Genomic DNA, 18,852 nt, shown 5'->3' on the forward strand with positions numbered 1-18,852 from the left:
CCGGCTCCTCGGCGGCCGCAGCCGGGTCTGCGGCACGGCGTCCCGGACTCCTCGGGGCCGGCGTCGCTCGCGCTCCTGGCCGGGCGTGGGTGCTGCTGGAGACTTCACCCCCGGTCCCTTCCGTATGTCGTTGACAGACCGTCGAGGTGACGCCCCAGGCGTGGCGCGGTACGTGGCCCGTGGCGCGGAAGCTTCCGCGTCATCGGCGAACGTCCGCGCCGTCACAGTGATGACGCGGAAGCTCCTCGCCTCCTCGCGGCTCGACGACCAGCCGGCGCCCGCCCGACGCTGACGACCGGGTGCGGTGCTCCGGCGGCCCGCGAGAGTACCGCCACGACGCCGCGCCGGCGGCACGCAGAAGTTCTGGTCGCACGCAGCGATTGCTGCGTGCCGCCCGAACTTCTGCGTCAGCGAACGGTCGCCCTCTGGGAAAGGGTCAGGCGGCGTCGAGCTTGGCCACGAGCTTCGTCAGCATCGTGACGTTGCGGCTGGTGCTGCTCAAGGGGCCGAGGATCCGATCCCAGTGGCGCTTCACCAGCAGGGAGTCGGTCGACGTGCCGGGCATGTGCCAGTGCACCTCGGCGCCGGAGACCACGAGGGTGTCGAACTCGTTCGAGAGGGCCTGGAGTGCCTTGGCGTCGCTCGCCGACGGGGCCTGCTTGAGGAACGTCACGAAGTGCGTGTCGCCGGGGTGCATCGGGAAGGGCGTCGCGTCGACGATGGTGCGCAGCTCGGGCGCGGTCCGGACGAAAGTCGTGCACTCGAAACCGAACTCGTTCTCGAACGCCTGCTCCATCGCGCTCTCGACCGCCGCGCGCGAGCCGGGAGCGTCGACCACGACGTTGCCGCTGTTGACATAGGTCCACACGTCGGCGTACCCGAGGCCTTCGCAGACCGTCACCAACCGGCTCATCGGCACCCGCCGCCTGCCGACGTTGACCGCGCGCAGGAACCCGACCCGGACGCTCATGCGCGCCACTGTAGGCCCGCGCACGGACACGAGCCCGGCGTCGACTCGCTAGACAGACCGCCCGCGATGGGTCGAAACCCCGACAGGGCCGAGGTCCCACCTCTACCCTCTCTTCATGGCCGGGGGACCTGATGAGAAGCGGATGCAGCTGCGCTACGCCGGAACGTGTCGCGTGTGCGCGGCCGCGCTGCCCGCGCAGGCCGAGGCGATCTACGAACGCTCCACGAAAACGGTTCGCTGCGTGGCTCATCCGACGGATGCCGGCGCCTCCTCCACTGTCGAGCCGGTTGCCGCCCCGACGGAAATGCCGCCCTCCTCGGCCCCCGCGACGGTCGAAACGGCACCGGCACCGGCCGAGCTCGTCGAGGCCGGGCAGCCCGGGGCATCGGCGCGGCGCGAGTTCGAGCGGCGAAAGGCCAAGCGCGAGGAGCGCATCCGCACCCAACACCCGAAGCTCGGGGGCCTGATCCTCGCCATCTCCGACGAGCCCCAGTCGACCACGGCCTGGGCCGTCGGGGCGCGCGGCGAGGAGATGCTCGGCAAGGGACTCGACCGCCTCGCCTCCGACACCGTCCGCGTGCTGCACGACCGTCGCATCCCCCGGACTCGCGCCAACATCGACCATCTCGCCGTCACGGCCGGCGGCGTGTTCGTCATCGACGCCAAGCGGTACAAGGGGCGGCCGCACCTGCGCGTCGACGGCGGCTTCCTGCGGCCTCGCGTGGAGCGGCTGTTCATCGGGTCGCGCGACGGCACGAAGCTCGTCGACGGCGTCCTGAAACAGATGGACGTCGTGCGCGGCATCGTCGGCGACGAGGTGCCGGTGCGCGGCGTCCTCTGCTTCCTGGATGCCGACTGGCCGCTGTTGGGTGGCAGCTTCACCACCCGCGAGGTCGAGTCACTCTGGCCGAAGAAGCTCTACGGACATCTTCGCGCGGAGGGTCCGCTCGAGGCCGCCGCCATCGACACGCTGCACCGATCCCTGGCTGCGCACCTCCCCGCGTCCTGAGCAGAGAGGCCTCGTCGAGACACCTCCGAGCCCGGCCTACGCGCGACGGTGCTCCGAGCGCAGGATGCCCATCCGCACGATGTCCTCGTACCCGCCTCTGACCCAGGCGTGCTGGCGCTGGCGGCCTTCGACGACGAAGCCGGCCTTCTCGTAGGCGCGGATCGCCGCGGTGTTCGACGCGATCGCCTGGAGGTGCAGCCGGCGCAGGTTGAGCCGCACGAAGCCGAACTCGACGAGCAGGACGATCGCGGCCGTGCCGATCCCCCGACCGCGGAAGCTCCGTTCGAGGGTGATCCCGACCTCGGCGTGACGTGCCAGATGGTCGACGTCCAACAGGGTCACGATGCCGGTGGCGGCCCCGTCGACGTCCACGACGAAGGACACCGCGTCGCTCCCGTGCTCCACGGTCACCTGCGCGAGGCGCGCCTCGTACGCCTCTCGCGTCATCGGGCGTGGCGGCCGGGCGCTGCGCTCCTCCCAGGTGTCGAGCTCGGTGGAGAGCCGGAACAGGACGTCCAGGTCCTCCGGCGTGCGCGAGCGCAGCGTGACGGTGGGTTCGGGCGCCATACCGGGACGCTACGGCCCGCCCACGACGGTCGCCACCCACATTCGCCGGCCGTGGCGGGACGGACCTGCGTTCACCGGTGACCGGGCCAGGAGTTGCGGATCAGGCCCGGGCCGGGTCGACCGCCAGCGGGGCGGTCGCCACCGCGCCGGGCACAGACCGACGCCGCAGGAGGGCGGCCGTGGCCGCCACCCAGCCGATGAGTCCCACGACGCCGGCAGCCATCCCGGGGCTGTTGCCGGCGACGACGTCCACGAGGGCCGCCAACAGGGCCCACACCGGCACCAGCCGCGCCCGCCAGAGCCCGAACCAGAGCACCAGCTGCCCGAGCATCAGGCCGAGCACGAACAGAAGGATGAAGCCGATCAGGAAGGGGGTGTTCTCCGTGGCGGTGGCGACCGCGGACACCTGCGCGGCATCGAGGCCGGCCCGGGCCAGCGCGGCGTAGGAGCCGAAGTACGCGACCGCGTGGCCGACACTGGCGATCAGGCCGAGCCCGAACAGTGCGCTCCCGACCGCCACCGGTACGCGGCCGCGCCCCATGGCCCGGTCGGGGAGGGACAGCACCGCCGGCAGCATCAGCACCGTCGCCAGCACGGACAGTGCTCCGGCGGCGAGCCAGGTGATCGGGTGCTGCTGCACGGCGGCCACGATCGCGTTCGGAGAGCCGGCACCGGTGTCGACCGAGCGCCGGAGGAGATCACCGACACCGAACGCGGCGGCGCCGGCGACGAGACCAACGGGTCCTGCCGTGCGCGGCGAAGGGGAGAGGAAGGACGTGGACATCGGGGCCTCCTTCGGCCTGGAGAAGATGACGCCTCCGAGCCTGGGGTTCGGGCGCCCCGCGCAGCATCCGGACTGGGGGCGATCCGGGTCCGCCGCAGGGATGACCGCCCCCGTCCTCGGGACGGACCCGCCAGGATCCACCGTGGACCTACGATCCGTGCATGGACGAGCAGGTGAGGCGGCCGCGACATCGGTGGGCCGGCCCCGGCCAGGTCGCGGGCGCCCCCGTCGTGGACGTCGTCCTCGCCGCCGCGCTGCTGCTCTACACCCTCGGCGCGATCCTGACGGGGGCGGTGCACGAGGGACCGGTGTGGGTGAGCGTGCCGGTCGCGGTGCTGATGTGTGGCTCGCTGCTCGCCCGCAGCCGGTGGCCCGTCGCCGCCACGATCGTGGCGGTGGCAGCGGGGGCCGCCCAGGCCGTGGTCGGCCACTCGCCCAGCACGCTGAGCAGCCTGGTCATCTATCTCGTCCTGGCCTTCACGGTCGGGGCGGAGCGTGAAGAGGGGCCGGCGGTGCTCGGCCTCGTGGCCCTCGTGGGCGGGGTCTGGGTCCAGGAGTGGCTCGACCACGGCAGCGACTACCTGTTCATCCTGCTGGTGTACGGCGCGGCGTGGTTGGGCGGGCGGGCCCTGCGGGGATGGCGGTCCCGGGCGACGTACGCCGAACAGCACCAGCGCGACCTCGCGCGGCTCGCCGTCGCGGAGGAGCGCGTCCGGATCGCGCGCGAGCTCCACGACGTCGTCGCCAACGGGCTGAGCGTGATCGCGGTACAGGCCGACGCCGCCGAGGCCGCTCTCGCCAAGGACCCGGCGCGCGCCGCAGAACCACTGCGGATGATCCGTGCCGCCTCGCGGGCCGCCCTGCAGGACATGCGTCAGATGCTGGGCGTCCTGCGCCCGGCCGGCGACGATGGACTCGGGCCCGAGGACCTTCGCCCTGCTCGTGGCCTGGCTGACCTGCCTGGGCTGGTCGCGCTGATGCGGGGCGCCGGGCTGCCCCTGACCGCCTCGCTCCCCGACCCCTCCGCCTCGTGTCCCGCGGCCGTGGGCCTGGCGTCGTACCGGATCGCGCAGGAGGGTCTGACGAACGTGCTCAAGCACGCGGGACCGGTCGCGACGACCCTGGCGGTGCGGGTCACCGACGAGTGGGTCGAGGTGTGCGTCCACAACATCGCGGCCGCGGCGCCCGTGCCCACGGTCGCGCGCGGCGGGACCGGACTCATGGGCGTCCGCGAACGGGTCCACGCGGCGGGCGGCCGGCTCGAGCACGGCCCCGACCCGGCCGGCGGCTTCCGGTTGTGGGCACGGCTGCCCGGGACACCACGGTGACGGACGTGCTGCGGGTCCTCCTGTGCGACGACCAGGAGATGGTGCGCGCCGGCTTCCGGCTGATCCTCGACCTCGAGGACGACCTCGAGGTGGTCGGGGAGGCCCCCGACGGCAGCCGCGCTCTCGACCTCGTCGCCCACACCTCTCCCGACGTCGTCCTGATGGACGTCCAGATGCCCGTACTCGACGGCATCGAGGCCACCCGCCGCATCGTCGCCGCAGGCTCGGCCGCCCGGGTCCTGGTCCTCACCACCTTCGACCTCGACGCCTACGTCTACGCGGCGATGAAGGCCGGCGCCAGTGGTTTCCTGCTCAAGGACGCTCCCCGCGAACAGCTCGTCGCCGCCGTGCGGATGGTGGCCCGCGGCGACGCGCTGCTCGCGCCGGCGGTCACCCGACGGCTGATCGAGGCCTACGTCAGACAGCCCCCGCCGGAGACCGGCGTGCCGGCGGCGCTGGAGTGCCTCAGCGAGCGCGAACGCGAGGTCCTGCGGCACGTCGCGCGCGGTCAGTCCAACGCGGAGATCGCCGCGGACCTCTTCCTGGGCGAGGCGACCGTGAAGACGCACGTGGCGCGGGTGCTCGCCAAGCTCGGCCTCCGTGACCGGGTCCAGGCCGCCGTCCTGGCCTACGAGACGGGGTTCGTCCGCCCCGGCTGACCGCGGCCCGTGATCTTCGACATGCATGGTGGTGCAGATTTGCACTGGTGTGCATCTACGTCCTACCCTCGATGCCATGAGCCGCCGCCCGAGCTGCGTGGTCCCCACGCTGCGTGACCGCAAGCGCGAGGAGACCCGCCGCGCCATCGCCGGGGCCGCCTACGCGATCGTGCGCGACGCCGGCGTCGCCGCCGTCACCGCCGACGCCGTGGCCGAGCGCGCCGGCGTCTCGCGCCGCACCTTCTTCAACTACTTCCCCTCGGTCGAGTCGGTGCTCACCGCCAGCGTCACCGACTTCTTCGCCGCCCTGAGCGAGCGGCTCGACCAGCGCCCCCCCGACGAGGACGTCCTCGACAGCGTCATCTCCGTCGTCGACGACCCGGGCGACCTCTCCCTCGTCGAGCGGATCGGCGTCCTCGCCGCGGCCGGCGAGACGTCCGCGCACGCCAAGGGCCTGATCCTGGCCGAGTTCCACACCTGGCTCGACTGGTTCGAGGAGTGGCTGCGCGGCCGCGTCGGCCCCGGGATCAGCGAGGTCCACCTCGCCACCCTGGCCGCGGCCATCCTCGGCAGCGGCGAGGCCGCCATCCGCGTCTGGTCCCGCGCCGTGGTCGCCGGCCAGCGCCCGCCCGCGTTTCCCGCCGTCCTCGCCGAGTCGCTGGGGCACCTGCGCACCGGCCTGCTCGACGGTACCCCCACCCGTAGCTCCTGACCCCACCCTCCGGAAGGTCCCCTCCATGTCCACCGCCCTGTACCGCCTCGGCCGCTGGTGCGCCGCCCACGCGTGGCCCGTCATCGCCGCGTGGCTCGTCGTGCTGGCCGCCGCCGGCACTCTCGCCGGCACCGTCGGCAAGCCCCTGACCAACGAGATCACGATGCCGGGGACCGCGTTCGAGAAGGTCCTCACGCAGCTCGGCGACGAGATCCCCGCCGCGGCCGGCGGCTTCGGCCGCGTCGTGCTCCGCAGCGACTCCGGCGCGTTCACCGAGCAGCAGAAGGCCGCGGTGGCCGAGGTGCTGAAGACGTGGGGCACCCTCCCCCACGTCGAGAGCACCGTCGACCCCTTCGCCGCACAGCAGCGGATCGACGCCTCCGCCTCGTCGCTGGCCGCCTCGAAGGCCCAGCTCGAGCAGGGACGCACCCAGCTCGCCGCCGGTCGCCAGCAGCTCGAGGCCGCCCGGTCCCAGCTCAGTGCCGGCGAGGCCTCCCTCGCGCAGCTGAAGGCCGCCGCCCCGTCCGACCCCCGCATCCCGGCCATCGAGGCGCAGGTGGCGCAGGGCCGCGCCCAGGTCTCCGCCGGGGAGCAGAAGCTCGCACAGTCCCAGGCGCGCCTGGACGCCGGGCAGGCCCAGTACGAGGACGGGCTGGCCGTCGCCGAGGCCTCGAAGGGCACCCGCCTGGTCAGCGAGGACGGTCGCTACGCCGTCGTGCAGGTCCAGTTCGACACCAACGCCCAGTCCGTGCCCACCGACGACCGCGCCCGCATCCCCGCGACCGGCGACCCCGTCCTGAAGGCCGCCGGCATCACCCCCTCGTACAGCGTCGAGATCACCCAGGACATCGCCCTGGTCGGCCCCGGCGAGATCCTCGGCCTCTCCGTCGCCGTCCTCGTGCTGGTCGTCGTGCTCGGCAGCCTGATCGCGGCCGGCCTCCCGCTGCTCGTCGCGCTGCTCGGCGTCGGCGTCGGGCTGGGCGGGGCGATGGCGATGACCTCGCTGGTCGAGCTCAACAACACCACGCCCGCCCTCGCGCTCATGCTCGGCCTGGCCGTCGGCATCGACTACGCGCTGTTCATCGTCAACCGGCACCGCGCCAACATCCTCGGCGGCATGCCCCTGCGCGACTCCATCCCCCGCGCGGTCGCCACGGCGGGCAGCGCGGTCACCTTCGCCGGCACGACGGTCGTCATCGCCCTGGCCGCGCTGGTGCTGTCGGGCATCCCGATCCTGGCGCAGATGGGGCTGGTCGCGGCCGCCACGGTGGCCGTCACCGTCCTCGTCGCCGTCACCATCTCGCCGGCCGTGCTGCGGCTGATGGGCACCCGCGTCGTCTCGCGTCGTGGCTGGCGCCGGGCCGGCTTCGCGACGCCGGGCGACGTCTCAGGCCGCACCACCTCGGGGCACGCCGCCACCGAGGAGCACGGAGGGTGGCACGTCGCCGCAGTCACCCGGCACCCGTGGCTCACCCTGCTCGGGGTCGTCGGCATCGTGGCGGTCGTCGCGCTGCCCACCCGCTCGATGTTCCTCGGCCTGCCCGACGGCGGCAGCGAGCCCAGCGGCTCGTCCGCCTACACCGCGTACACGACCATCGCCGACGAGTTCGGGCCGGGGATGAACGGGCCGGTCGTGGCCGTGGCCACCCTGCCGGACGCGTCGGGCCCCCGTACCGACGCCGAGGTGCTGCACGCCCAGGCGGTCGTCGCGACCGCGTTCAGCGACCTGCCGTCGGTGAGCAGCGTCGTCCCGTTCGGCGTCAGCAAGGACACCAGCACGCTGGCGTTCCAGATCGTGCCCACCAGTGGCCCGGCCTCGGAGGAGACCCGCACCACCCTCGACGACATCCGCTCCACCGCCGACCGGCTCGACCGCCAGGAGGGCATCTCGGTCGGCCTCACCGGCCAGACGGTGGCCAACATCGAGATCTCCGACCGGCTGGCGGGGGCCCTGCCGGGCTACCTCGCGGTCGTGGTCGGGATGTCGCTGGTCATCCTGCTGCTGGTCTTCCGGTCGGTGGTCGTGCCGCTGATCGCCACCGGCGGGTTCCTGCTGTCGGTCGCCGCGGCCTTCGGCGCCACCGTGGCCGTGCACCAGTGGGGCTGGCTCGGCGAGTACCTCGGGGTGAGCCAGCCCGGGCCGCTGCTGTCGTTCATGCCGATCATCCTCATCGGGGTGCTCTTCGGCCTGGCCATGGACTACCAGATGTTCCTCGTCTCCGGCATGCATGAGGCCCGCGCCCACGGCGAGGACTCGCGCAGCGCCGTGCGCACCGGGTTCGTCCACGGGGCCCGGGTGGTCTCGGCGGCGGCGGTCATCATGACGTCGGTGTTCCTCGGCTTCGCCTACAGCCACCTCGTGATGGTGCGGCCGATCGGCTTCGGGCTCGCGGTCGGCGTGCTGGTCGACGCCTTCCTGGTGCGGATGACGCTGACGCCGGCCGTGATGCACCTGCTCGGCGACCGGGCCTGGTGGATCCCGCGCTGGCTCGACCGGCTGCTGCCCGACCTCGACGTGGAGGGGCTGAAGCTGACCGAGCGGCTCGAGGCCGGGCACTTCGACGGGCCCGAGCACGCTGCGGGCGCCGACCACGGTTCCGACGGTTCTTCCCGCACCGCGCCCGACCCCGCGCCCGTCAGCGGCGGCGCGCGCTCGGGTGGGCGATGAGGTCCTGGAGCAGCTGCACCGCCCGCTCCGCCGGGGCGGTCGACGCCCCCAGCTGACGCACGACCGCGGCGAGGTGGCGCACCGGGGCCGGCGGGGCGATGGCGAGTCGTACCACCGAGCCCGGCAGCCCGCGCGCGGCCAGCCCCGGCATCACCGAGATGCCGACCCCCGCGGCCACGAACCCGATGGCGGTGTGGTGGTCCTGGGCCTGCACGCTGAACCGGGGGCGCAGCCCGACGGCGGCGCAGGCGGCGACCACGATGCGGTGGCAGACGGCCCCCGGCAGGTCGTTGCTCACCCAGGTCTCACCGCGCAGGTCGGTGAGCGCGACCTCGCCCGCGCCGGCCAGCGGGTGGTCGCGCGGCACGACGACGACGAACGGGTCCTCGGTGAGGCGGACGCGGCGGTGCCCGGCCGGCGGCGGGGTGTCGGGCGGGTCGATGACGAGGTCGATGTCGGGTCGCGGGCCGCGCTGCTCGAACTCGTTGAGCACCAGCTCGAGCACCAGGTCGGGGTACTCCGACGAGAGGCGGCGCACCAGCGTGGGCATCCAGGCGGAGCCGGCCGAGGCGAAGTAGCCGATGGTCAGGCGCCCCGACCGGCCGTCGCGCAGGTCGCCGACCACCTGGTCGAGGCGGCTCCACTCGCCGAGCGGGGCGTCGCTCTGCGCATCCAGGACCAGGGCCGCCTCGGTGGGGACGATGCCCCGCCCGGCTCGCTGGAAGAGGGTCAGCCCGGTCTCGCGCTGGAGGGCGGCGAGGTGCTGGCTGACGGCCGAGGAGGTCATCCCGAGGTTGTCGGCTGCGGCCTGGACGCCGCCGCTCGCGACCACGGAGCGGAAGACGGTGAGACGGTGCGGATCGAGCATGCACCAAGCATAAGCACCACTACGAGATCTCGTAGTGGAGCCACGTTGTGCTGAACAGTTGAGAGCGGGATCATTCTTCGTATGAACGCCGCATCGCTCTCCGTCCAGAAGGCCCGTGCCCTCGCCGCCAACCTCCGCACCGTCCGTCGCGCCGGCCGCGGCTGGGACACCGAGGTCGACCGTGACCTCGTCCGCGAGACCAACGAGCTGTACTACCTCGCCCAGACCTCCGCGCCCCGCGTGATCTGAGCCCGTCCGCGCCCTTCGGCGCGATCCTGACCGACCCTCCGCCCGCCGTGGCCGGGGGTCGTCGTCGTCCCTCGGGGCCTAGGCCGAGCCCCGCACGACGAGCCGGGTGGGGAGCACGGTCTGGGTGGGCACCTCGTCGCCGGCGATGCGGGCCAGAAGCACGTCGGCCATGACCCGCCCCATCCGGGCCACGGGCTGGTGCACGCTGGTGAGCTCGGGGTCGGTGTGGCGGCACACGGGCGAGTCGTCGAACCCGACCAGCCCGACGTCGTGGGGCGCGCTCAGCCCGGCGTCGCGCAGCGCCCGGAGGGCGCCCACGGCCATCAGGTCGGAGGCCGCGAACACCCCGTCGGGGGACGGCCCGGCCGCCAGCACCTCGGCCATGGCGCGACGCCCGCTCTCCTCCGAGTAGTCACCGTAGGCCAGCGCCACGGCGTGGCGGGGATGGCCCGCCTCGGCCGCGGCGTCGAGCGCACCGGCCAGGCGGTCGCGCCCCGAGGACATGTCCTGCGGCCCGGCCAGCACGGCCAGCCGCCGGCGGCCGGTGGCGACCAGGTGCTGCACGGCGCTGCGCCCCCCGCCCAGGTTGTCGGCGTCCACCACGGTGCGCGGGCGGGTGGTGGCCGGGCTGCCGCCGCAGACCGTGGGGACGCCACGCGCCTCGAGGAGCTCGGGCAGTGGGTCGTCGGCATGCAGCGACAGCAGGAGGACACCGTCCACGTGCCGGTCGGTCAGGAAGGACTGTGCCGTCTGCGCCGCCCCCTCGTCGCCCCCCGGGCGCGCCATCACCAGCACCAGCTGGAAGCCGGCCTCCCCCAGCCGTGCCCCGATGCCGCGCACCGCGGCGGCGAAGTAGGGCTCGCCGAAGACGCGCTCGTCGGACTCGGTGACGACCAGCGCGACGGCGTCGGTGCGGCGGCGGACCAGGGCCCGGGCCGCGGCGTTCGGGACGTAGGAGAGGTCGCGCACCGAGGCCAGGACGGCGCTGCGGGCGGCGAGGCTCACGTGCGGTGAGCCGTTGAGCACGCGGGAGGCGGTGCCCCGCCCCACCCCGGCGGCCCGCGCCACGTCGTCGAGGGTGGGCGGCCGTCCGGTCCCCGTGCCGGGGCCGGGTTCCCGGTCGGCCCCGGCACGGGTCCCGGACGGGTGGCGCCGGGTGCTCCCGCGGCTCGTGTCGCTCGTCGTGGGAGCGCTCCCATCCGTCACCCCAGCAGCATCAGGGGCGTGGGCGGCCCGCGTCAACGACGCGTCCACGACGTGTCCGAACCGTGACCTGGGCCGGCCGTCCCGAACGTGTGTGAAGAACCCGCGGATCCCCCGGAGTTTTCACACACGTTCGAGGGACAGGAGGCGGCGGCACGGGCCGGCCCGCCCCTGGCAGGCTGGGGCCCGTGCGAGCCCTCGTCTACGACGCCTTCGGCGCGACGCCCCACGTGACCCAGCGGCCCGACCCGGTGGCCGGCCCCGGCGACGCCGTGGTGCGGGTCGTACGGACCGGGCTGTGCCGCAGCGACTGGCACGGCTGGATGGGCCACGACCCCGACATCGCGACCTTCCCGCACGTGCCGGGCCACGAGCTGGCGGGGGTCGTCGAGTCCGTGGGCGCCGGGGTGGACGCGGGATGGGTCGGCCGCGCGGTCACGGCCCCCTTCGTCTTCGCGTGCGGCGCCTGCCCCACCTGCGCCGCGGGCGACGGCCAGGTGTGCCCCCACCAGCGCCAGCCCGGGTTCACCGACCCCGGCAGCTTCGCCGAGCTCGTCGCGGTGCGGGCCGCCGGCACCAACCTGGTCGCCCTCCCCGACAGCGTGCCCCCTGCCACCGCCGCCGGGCTCGGCTGCCGCGTGGCCACCGCCCACCGGGCGGTCGTGGCCCGCGGGCGGGTCGGCGCCGGCGAGTGCGTCCTGGTGCTCGGGTGTGGTGGCGTGGGGCTGGCCGCCGTGCAGGTGGCCGCGGCCCGCGGGGCACGGGTGTGCGCCGTCGACGTCGACGCCACCTCACGCGAGCACGCGCTCGCGGCCGGCGCCGAGACGACGCTCGACGGCTCCGTCCGCGAGGACGACCTCGTGGCCGCCGTGGCCGACTGGTCGGGCGGCGGGGCGCACCTCGCGGTCGACGCCGTGGGCTCCCCCGCCACCGCGCGCGCCGGCATCCTCGCGCTGCGGCGCCGCGGGCGGCACGTGCAGGTGGGGCTGCTGCCCCCGAGCGCCGGGCGGGCGGACATCCCGATGGAGCGCGTCATCGGCTGGGAGCTCGACGTCCTGGGCAGCCACGGGATGGCCGCGGCCGACTACCCCGCACTGTTGGCCGACGTCGCGGCCGGCCACCTCGACCTGGGGCGCCTGACGGCGGCCGGTGAGCCGGTGGGGCTGGAGGAGGCCGGGCGGCTGCTCACCACGCTGGGGACGACGGCCTCCCGCGGGATGGTGCTGGTCGACCCGACCCGCTGACGGGCGGGCGGTCCTCAGGCGAGCGACAGGAAGAGCTTCTCCATCTGCTCGACGTCCATCGTGCCGGCGGTCTCGGGGTCGGAGAGGCACTGGCGCAGCCCGAGCGCGATGACGGCGAACCCGGCCCGGTCGACGGCCTTGGAGACCGCCGCCAGCTGGGTGACGACGTCCTGGCACTCGCGGCCGTCCTCGATCATCTTGAGGATGCCGCCGATCTGGCCCTGGGCCCGGCGCAGCCGCTTGACCACGGCCTGCATCTCGGTGGGGTCGAGCTCCATACAAGGCCCTCCTGGCCTGCGGGACGGCACGCGCCGTCCGGGGGGATCGGTGCTCAGCCGGCCGAGCGTGCGGCGACCTTGGCGTGGACCTCGTCCATGTCGAGGTCCTTGATCCCCTGCACGACCTGCTCGAGCGCGGCCGGCGGCAGCGCACCGGCCTGGTGGAACACCAGGATGCCGTCGCGGAAGCCCATGAGGGTCGGGATCGAGGTGATCTGCAGCATCGTGGCGAGCGCCTGCTCGGCCTCGGTGTCGACCTTGGCGTGCACGACGTCGTCGTGCTTCTCGCTGGAGGCGTCGAACGTGGGGGCGAACTGGCGGCACGGGCCGCACCAGGACGCCCAGAAGTCGACGAGGACGATGCCCTGGTCGGTGACGGTCTTCTCGAAGGTCTCGGCCGTGAGGTCGGTCGTTGCCATGGCGGTGCTCCTCCTGGAGGTGTGCGGGAGGCGGCAGTGGTGGTCGGGCCCCTCCCCGGGGCCCGGGCACTCCGCCCGGATCTGAGGGCACAACGCCACCGGGGGCGGGATTCATCCCGGCCGAACCGCTCGTGGCCCGTTCCGTGCTCCCCGCCGGGCCGGGCGCGCGGCAGGATGGGCCCGTGCCGCACCCCCTGACCGACGCCCTCGGGGCCGCCCTCGCCGACGCCGACACCGGCGCGCTGCGCCGGGCCACCGCCCGGCTGGTCGAGGTGTACCGCTCGGGGGCTCCGCCCTCCACGCAGGTGCTGGCCGACCCGGTCGCGGCGATGGCCTACGCGGCCTACCGGATGCCTGCCACCCATGCGGCGCTGACCCGCGCGCTGGGCGAAGCCGGCGGGCTGGGCGCCCTGGCGGGCATCCGCTCGCTGCTCGACGTCGGGGGCGGCACCGGTGCGGCGCTGTGGGCGGTGGCGGAGGCCGTGCCGGAGCTCGAGCGGGCCACCGTGCTCGACGGGTCGGCCGACGCCCTGGCGCTGGGCCGGCGCCTCGCCGGGTACGGGCCGCCGGTGGTGGCCGCGGCCGGGTGGGCCCCGGTCGAGCTGGCGACCCGCCCCACCCTGCCCGCGGCCGACCTGGCCGTCGTGTCGTACGTCCTGGGCGAGCTGGCCGAGGAGCGGCGCGCCGACATCGTCGACGCGGTGGCCGACGCCGCCGGGCGGGTCCTCGTGGTCGAGCCCGGCACGCCGCGCGGATTCGCCGCGGTGCTGGCCGCGCGCGACCGGCTGGCGGCCGCCGGGTGGCACCTCGTGGCGCCGTGCCCTCAGCCGGGTCCCTGCCCGGTGGCGGCGCGCTCGGGCGACTGGTGCCACTTCACCGCCCGCCTCGAACGCAGCGCGCTGCACCGCCGCCTCAAGGGTGGGGCGCTCGGGCACGAGGACGAGAAGTTCTCGTACGTCCTGGCGTCGCGGGAGCCCCTGCCGCACAGCGACGCCCGCGTGCTGCGGCATCCCGGCTTCCGCAAGGGGATGGTCACCCTCGAGCTCTGCCGCAGCGACGGCAGCGCCGGGCCGCAGATCGTCACCAAGCGCGACCGGGAGGCCTACCGCCGGGCCCGCGACGTCGACTGGGGGGACGCCTGGGGCGAGCCCGGGGGCCCGGACGCCGCACACCCCCGCTGACGTGCGGATCCGCGCCACGCCGAGGCCCCCGAGGGTGCCCTGCACGAGCGGGGCCCCGGTCCTTGCTAGGTTCAGCAGGAAAGCCAGACGCCACGAAGGAGCATCAGCATGACCAAGAAGGAACTCGCCCAGGCCCTCGCCGGCAAGACCGACCTGTCCGCCAGCGCGGCCGAGGACGTCGTCAACGCCGCCCTGGACATCATCAGCGACTCGCTCGCCAAGGGTGAGGACGTCAAGCTCGCCGGGTTCGGCAACTTCGAGACCCGCGAGCGCGCGGCCCGCACCGGCCGCAACCCGCAGACGGGCGCCGAGATCCAGATCGCCGCGTCGACCTCGGTCGGCTTCAAGGCCGCGGCGCAGCTCAAGCGCGCCGTCAACGGCTGAGACACCCCCGCACGCCCGAACGGGGCGCCGACCACCCGGTCGGCGCCCCGTTCGCGTCCCCGGCGCAATAAGACGGGCCGGGTCGGGGTTGGACCCAGGGACACCCCCCGATGCGAAGGAGCAACGGCATGAGCCTGGACCGACCGGTCGCCCCGAACCCCTACGACCTGCTGCCCGCAGTGCCCTCGTTCACCGTGACCAGCGACGACGTCACCGACGGCGCCCCGCTGAAGGACGACCAGGTGGCCGACCGCGGCAACACCTCGCCGCAGGTGTCGTGGAGCGGCGCCCCCGAGGGGACGCAGTCCTACGTCGTCACCGTGTTCGACCCGGACGCCCCCACGCCCTCCGGCTTCTGGCACTGGGTGCTGGTCGACGTGCCCGCCGACGTCACCTCGCTCGACGCCGGCGCTGCCGCTGGAGAGCTGCCCGGGAAGGCCTTCCACGTCCGCAACGACACCGGGGAGGCCGGCTTCACCGGCGCCGCCCCGCCGCCGGGCGACATGCCGCACCGCTACTTCCTGGCCGTGCACGCCGTGTCGGAGCCGACCCTCGGGGTCGACGCCGACGCGTCCCCGGCCGTGGTCTCGTTCAACCTGGCCTTCAAGACGCTGGGTCGCGCCGTCATCCACGGGACCTTCCAGCACTGAGCGCGACATCGCCGGGAGCCCCCGGCGACGGAATCCGTCGTCTCACCGCGCCCCTGCTGCCCTTTCCGGCAGCGGGGGCGCCCCCGTATGCTCGCGACCATGCACCAGTACATCGATGGCGCACGCCGCGCGGCGACGTCGGGGGAGTCCTTCGACGTCCTGGACCCGAGCACCGACGAGACCCTCGAGACGCTGACCCTGGCCGGCCCGGCCGACGTCGACGCCGCGGTGGCCTCGGCGAAGGCCGCCTTCGGCGAGTGGTCGCGCGCCACCCCCGCCGAGCGCGCCGCCGTGCTCACCCGGGCCGCCGCCGTCCTCGACGAGCGCGCCGAGGAGCTCGCGCAGCTCGAGTCCCGCCAGGCCGGTAAGCCCATCCGCCTGGCCCGCGAGTTCGACGTGCCCGGCACCGTCGACAACACCGCCTTCTTCGGCGCCGCCGCGCGGCGCCTCGACGGGATGGCCAGCGGCGAGTACTCGGCCGACCACACCTCCAGCATCCGGCGCGAGCCCCTCGGCGTCGTCGGGTCCATCGCCCCGTGGAACTACCCCCTGCAGATGGCCGCCTGGAAGGTGCTGCCGGCGGTGGCTGCGGGCAACACCATCGTGCTCAAGCCGGCCGAGATCACCCCGCTCACGGCGCTGGTGTTCGCGGAGGCCTTCACCGCCGCCGGCGCCCCGCCCGGGGTCTTCAACGTGGTCACCGGCACCGGGGCGGTGGCGGGGCAGCATCTCGTGGGCCACCCGGACGTCGTCATGACCTCGTTCACCGGCTCCACCGCCGTCGGCCGGCAGGTGATGGCCACCGCCGCTCTCACCGGCAAGCGGGTGCACCTCGAGCTCGGCGGCAAGGCGCCGTTCGTGGTCTTCGACGACGCCGACCTCGAGGCCGCGGTGCACGGGGCCGTGGCCGCCTCGCTCATCAACACCGGTCAGGACTGCACGGCCGCCACCCGCGCCATCGTGCACCGCTCGCTGTACGACGCGTTCGTGCGCGGCGTCGCCGACCTGATGGCGGCGGTGCGGATGGGCCCCACGCCCGACCCCGCCACCGACCTGGGCCCGCTCAGCTCGCGGCGCCACCTCGAGAAGGTGGCCGGCATGGTCGAGCGCGCCCGCGGCTACGCGCGGGTCGTCACCGGCGGCGCCGCCCCCACGGGCGACCTGGCCCGCGGCTGCTACTACGCGCCGACGCTGGTGGCCGACGTGCCCATCGGGTCCGAGCTGTGGACCGACGAGGTGTTCGGGCCGGTGCTGGCCGTGGTGCCGTTCGACACCGACGACGAGGCCATCGCGCTGGCCAACGACACCGCGTACGGCCTGGCCGCCTCGGCGTGGACCCGGGACACCTACCGGGCCGGCCGGGCCGCACGCGAGATCGCGGCCGGTTGTGTCTGGGTGAACGACCACATCCCGATCATCAGCGAGATGCCCCATGGTGGGTACAAGCACTCCGGCTTCGGCAAGGACATGTCGGCGTACTCGTTCGAGGAGTACACGCAGGTCAAGCACGTCATGCACGACCTCACCGGCCAGGCGCACAAGCCCTGGCACCGCACCATCTTCACCCTGCCGGGCTGACCCGGACCGACCGAGAGGACCCCGACGATGACCGAGTTCGCCGCCCCGACCATCACCCCCGACCCCGCGAAGGGCGCCCGGGTGGCGCAGGAGGACCGGGCGCACGTGTTCCATTCGTGGTCGGCGCAGGCTCAGATCAGTCCGTTGCCGATCGCGGGGGCGTCGGGGAGTCATTTCTGGGACTTCGAGGGGAAGCGGTACCTGGACTTCTCGAGCCAGCTGGTGAACGTCAACATCGGCTACCAGCATCCGAAGCTGGTCGCGGCGATCCAGGAGGCCGCGGCCCGGCAGTGCACCATCGCGCCGAGCTTCGCGGACGAGTCGCGTTCGGAGGCGGCGCGGATGATCGCCGAGCGCGCGCCGGGAAGCCTGGACAAGGTGTTCTTCACCAACGGCGGCGCCGAGGCCACCGAGAACGCGATGCGGATGGCGAAGCTGCACACCGGGCGGAACAAGGTGCTGACCACGTACCGCAGCTACCACGGCGCCACCGCGGGCTCGATCGCCGCGACGGGTGACCCGCGCCGCTGGGCCAACGAGCCGGGGGTGGCGGGGATCGTGCACTTCTGGGGCCCGTACCCGTACCGGTCGCCGTTCCACTCCGCCGACGCCGCGCAGGAGTGCGAGCGGGCGTTGCAGCACCTGCGCGAGACGATCATGGTCGAGGGCGCGCACACGATCGCGGCGATCATGCTCGAGACCGTCGTCGGGACCAACGGGATCCTGGTGCCGCCGGAGGGGTACCTGGCCGGGGTCCGCGAGATCTGTGACGAGCACGGCATCGTGTACATCGCCGACGAGGTGATGGCCGGGTTCGGGCGGTGCGGTGAGTGGTTCGCGGTCGACCACTGGGGGGTGGTGCCGGACCTGATCTGCTTCGCCAAGGGCGTGAACTCCGGGTACGTGCCGCTCGGTGGGGTGGTGATCTCGGCCGAGATCGCGGCCACGTTCGACGAGCGGGTCTTCCCGGGCGGGCTGACGTACTCGGGGCACCCGTTGGCGTGCGCGTCGGCGGTGGCCTCGATGCGGATCTTCGACGAGGAGGGCATCCTGGAGAACGTCCGCAAGGTCGCCGACACCGTCATCGCACCCCGCCTGGCCGAGATCGCCGACAAGCACCCCAGTGTGGGCGAGGTGCGCGGGCTGGGGTTCTTCTGGGCGCTGGACCTGGTGCGCGACCCCGAGACCCGCGAGCCGCTGGTGCCCTACAACGCCTCCGGGCCCGCCGCGGCCCCGATGACCGAGCTCGCCGCCGCCTGCAAGGCCGAAGGGCTCTGGCCGTTCACCCACTTCAACCGCACCCACGTGGTCCCCCCGTGCACGACCACCGCCGAGGAGATGGCCGAAGGCCTCGACATCCTCGACCGCGCCCTCGACGTCACCGACCGCCACGTCACCGGCTGAGACCCCACTTTCTCGCCCGGTGCGGGAACCTTCAGCGAGGCACCGCAACGGTAGGGGTGCCTCGCTGAAGGTCCCGGTGCCCGGTGCGAACGAGCGGGCCGAACCGCGCGCTCAGGTGGCCGGCGACCCGGCGGCCTTCCGCTCCGGAAGGGTGACGCCGCAGGTCTTCGCAGCGGCCTCGAGGTCGGCGCGCACCTGCTGACGCTGCTCCTTCGTCATCGGGCCCCACGGGCGGTTCACCCCGGCGGTCTTGAGGCAGGTGCGCTGGGTGTCGGTCAGGCCGCCCCAGAACGCGCGCCCCTTCGCGACCGGCAGCGTGACGTCGCAGCTCGCGGCGGCCGCCTCGACCTTCGCCCTCAGGGCGGCCCGCTCGGCGTCGTCGAGGGGGCCGACGGGGCGGGTGATCTTCGCGTCCGTCAGGCAGGTGCGCTCGGCGTCGGTGAGGTCCTTCCACCACTGGCGGGCCGGCCGGATGCGGGGAAGGCCGGCGCCGTCGGACGGGATGCTCTCCCCCGCCTGGAGCGCGCTGACGGCGGCGAGCGGCGCGGGGGCCGCGGAGGCGGAGGGGGTCGTGACGACGACCCCGGCGGCGACGGCGGCGGCGGCGCTCCCGGCGACGAGGGTGACGAGGGCGGTGCGCAGGACGGGCATCGGAGCTCCTGGGGGGGTGGTCGGGGATGACGGTCCCGACTCTGGT

Annotated in this window: 20 protein-coding genes; 12 read left to right on the forward strand and 8 right to left on the reverse strand. The window is 74.1% G+C overall.

From position 1 onward, the window contains the following. Positions 1 to 436: 436 nt before the first annotated feature. Positions 437 to 970: a DUF1697 domain-containing protein gene (locus tag ATL31_RS13085; RefSeq protein ID WP_101396156.1), complete on the reverse strand. Its 534-nt coding sequence runs from the start codon at positions 968 to 970 to the stop codon at positions 437 to 439. Between the two features lie 142 nt (positions 971 to 1,112). Between ATL31_RS13085 and ATL31_RS13090 the strand changes: the two genes are divergently transcribed. Beyond that, positions 1,113 to 1,979, forward strand: a complete 867-nt coding sequence (locus ATL31_RS13090; protein WP_245862429.1) for a nuclease-related domain-containing protein — start codon at positions 1,113 to 1,115, stop codon at positions 1,977 to 1,979. Positions 1,980 to 2,015: 36 nt separating this feature from the next. On the opposite strand, the gene ATL31_RS13095 is transcribed toward ATL31_RS13090, so the two are convergent. Beyond that, the gene (locus tag ATL31_RS13095; protein ID WP_101396158.1) at positions 2,016 to 2,546 is read right to left on the reverse strand and encodes a GNAT family N-acetyltransferase; all 531 of its coding nucleotides are present in this window, start codon (positions 2,544 to 2,546) and stop codon (positions 2,016 to 2,018) included. Positions 2,547 to 2,646: 100 nt separating this feature from the next. Continuing rightward, positions 2,647 to 3,330, reverse strand: a complete 684-nt coding sequence (locus tag ATL31_RS13100; protein WP_101396159.1) for a hypothetical protein — start codon at positions 3,328 to 3,330, stop codon at positions 2,647 to 2,649. Between the two features lie 161 nt (positions 3,331 to 3,491). On the opposite strand from ATL31_RS13100, the gene ATL31_RS13105 reads away from it, so the two are divergent. The 4 genes from ATL31_RS13105 to ATL31_RS13120 all read left to right on the forward strand — a co-directional run bounded on the left by ATL31_RS13105 (position 3,492) and on the right by ATL31_RS13120 (position 8,697). After that, a complete protein-coding gene (locus ATL31_RS13105; protein ID WP_101396160.1) occupies positions 3,492 to 4,658 on the forward strand; it encodes a sensor histidine kinase in 1,167 nt (388 codons plus the stop codon). Between the two features lie 5 nt (positions 4,659 to 4,663). Further along, entirely contained in the window at positions 4,664 to 5,317 is a 654-nt protein-coding gene (locus ATL31_RS13110; RefSeq protein WP_245862432.1) for a response regulator, read from the forward strand. 76 nt (positions 5,318 to 5,393) lie between these two features. After that, positions 5,394 to 6,029, forward strand: a complete 636-nt coding sequence (locus ATL31_RS13115; protein WP_158239850.1) for a TetR/AcrR family transcriptional regulator — start codon at positions 5,394 to 5,396, stop codon at positions 6,027 to 6,029. A 25-nt stretch (positions 6,030 to 6,054) separates the two neighbouring features. After that, complete coding sequence (locus ATL31_RS13120) at positions 6,055 to 8,697, forward strand: MMPL family transporter (protein WP_101396162.1); 2,643 nt, start codon at positions 6,055 to 6,057, stop codon at positions 8,695 to 8,697. Here the strand turns inward: ATL31_RS13120 and ATL31_RS13125 are convergent. Continuing rightward, the gene (locus tag ATL31_RS13125; RefSeq protein WP_101396163.1) at positions 8,666 to 9,565 is read right to left on the reverse strand and encodes a LysR family transcriptional regulator; all 900 of its coding nucleotides are present in this window, start codon (positions 9,563 to 9,565) and stop codon (positions 8,666 to 8,668) included. The two genes, ATL31_RS13120 and ATL31_RS13125, sit on opposite strands and share 32 nt — an antisense overlap. 81 nt (positions 9,566 to 9,646) lie before the next feature. Here ATL31_RS13125 and ATL31_RS16465 point away from each other — a divergent pair, with 81 nt between their 5' ends. Continuing rightward, complete coding sequence (locus tag ATL31_RS16465; RefSeq protein WP_157622410.1) at positions 9,647 to 9,814, forward strand: hypothetical protein; 168 nt, start codon at positions 9,647 to 9,649, stop codon at positions 9,812 to 9,814. A 78-nt stretch (positions 9,815 to 9,892) separates the two neighbouring features. On the opposite strand, the gene ATL31_RS13130 is transcribed toward ATL31_RS16465, so the two are convergent. Then, the gene (locus ATL31_RS13130; RefSeq protein WP_211284035.1) at positions 9,893 to 10,882 is read right to left on the reverse strand and encodes a LacI family DNA-binding transcriptional regulator; all 990 of its coding nucleotides are present in this window, start codon (positions 10,880 to 10,882) and stop codon (positions 9,893 to 9,895) included. A gap of 323 nt (positions 10,883 to 11,205) precedes the next feature. On the opposite strand from ATL31_RS13130, the gene ATL31_RS13135 reads away from it, so the two are divergent. Next, entirely contained in the window at positions 11,206 to 12,261 is a 1,056-nt protein-coding gene (locus tag ATL31_RS13135) for a zinc-binding dehydrogenase (RefSeq protein ID WP_101396165.1), read from the forward strand. Between the two features lie 14 nt (positions 12,262 to 12,275). On the opposite strand, the gene ATL31_RS13140 is transcribed toward ATL31_RS13135, so the two are convergent. Next, on the reverse strand, positions 12,276 to 12,539 hold the full coding sequence (locus ATL31_RS13140; RefSeq protein ID WP_101396166.1) for a metal-sensitive transcriptional regulator: 264 nt from the start codon (positions 12,537 to 12,539) through the stop codon (positions 12,276 to 12,278). 53 nt (positions 12,540 to 12,592) lie between these two features. Then, positions 12,593 to 12,958 carry a thioredoxin gene (gene trxA, locus ATL31_RS13145; RefSeq protein WP_101396167.1) on the reverse strand — a complete coding sequence of 122 codons (366 nt, stop codon included), beginning with the start codon at positions 12,956 to 12,958 and terminating at the stop codon, positions 12,593 to 12,595. 182 nt (positions 12,959 to 13,140) lie between these two features. Here trxA and ATL31_RS13150 point away from each other — a divergent pair, with 182 nt between their 5' ends. The 5 genes from ATL31_RS13150 to ATL31_RS13170 all read left to right on the forward strand — a co-directional run bounded on the left by ATL31_RS13150 (position 13,141) and on the right by ATL31_RS13170 (position 18,155). Next, complete coding sequence (locus tag ATL31_RS13150; RefSeq protein ID WP_101396168.1) at positions 13,141 to 14,139, forward strand: small ribosomal subunit Rsm22 family protein; 999 nt, start codon at positions 13,141 to 13,143, stop codon at positions 14,137 to 14,139. Positions 14,140 to 14,247: 108 nt separating this feature from the next. Next, on the forward strand, positions 14,248 to 14,523 hold the full coding sequence (locus ATL31_RS13155) for an HU family DNA-binding protein (protein WP_055810150.1): 276 nt from the start codon (positions 14,248 to 14,250) through the stop codon (positions 14,521 to 14,523). Positions 14,524 to 14,651: 128 nt separating this feature from the next. Next, entirely contained in the window at positions 14,652 to 15,173 is a 522-nt protein-coding gene (locus ATL31_RS13160; protein WP_101396169.1) for a YbhB/YbcL family Raf kinase inhibitor-like protein, read from the forward strand. 99 nt (positions 15,174 to 15,272) lie between these two features. Next, the gene (locus tag ATL31_RS13165; protein ID WP_101396170.1) at positions 15,273 to 16,751 is read left to right on the forward strand and encodes a gamma-aminobutyraldehyde dehydrogenase; all 1,479 of its coding nucleotides are present in this window, start codon (positions 15,273 to 15,275) and stop codon (positions 16,749 to 16,751) included. A 27-nt stretch (positions 16,752 to 16,778) separates the two neighbouring features. Beyond that, positions 16,779 to 18,155, forward strand: coding sequence for an aspartate aminotransferase family protein (locus ATL31_RS13170; protein ID WP_101396171.1), 1,377 nt, complete (start codon positions 16,779 to 16,781; stop codon positions 18,153 to 18,155). 111 nt (positions 18,156 to 18,266) lie between these two features. On the opposite strand, the gene ATL31_RS16990 is transcribed toward ATL31_RS13170, so the two are convergent. Then, a complete protein-coding gene (locus ATL31_RS16990) occupies positions 18,267 to 18,806 on the reverse strand; it encodes a hypothetical protein (protein ID WP_245862434.1) in 540 nt (179 codons plus the stop codon). Between the last annotated feature and the right edge of the window lie 46 nt (positions 18,807 to 18,852).

The sequence above is a fragment of the Phycicoccus duodecadis genome, from assembly GCF_002846495.1.
GTDB lineage: Bacteria > Actinomycetota > Actinomycetes > Actinomycetales > Dermatophilaceae > Phycicoccus > Phycicoccus duodecadis.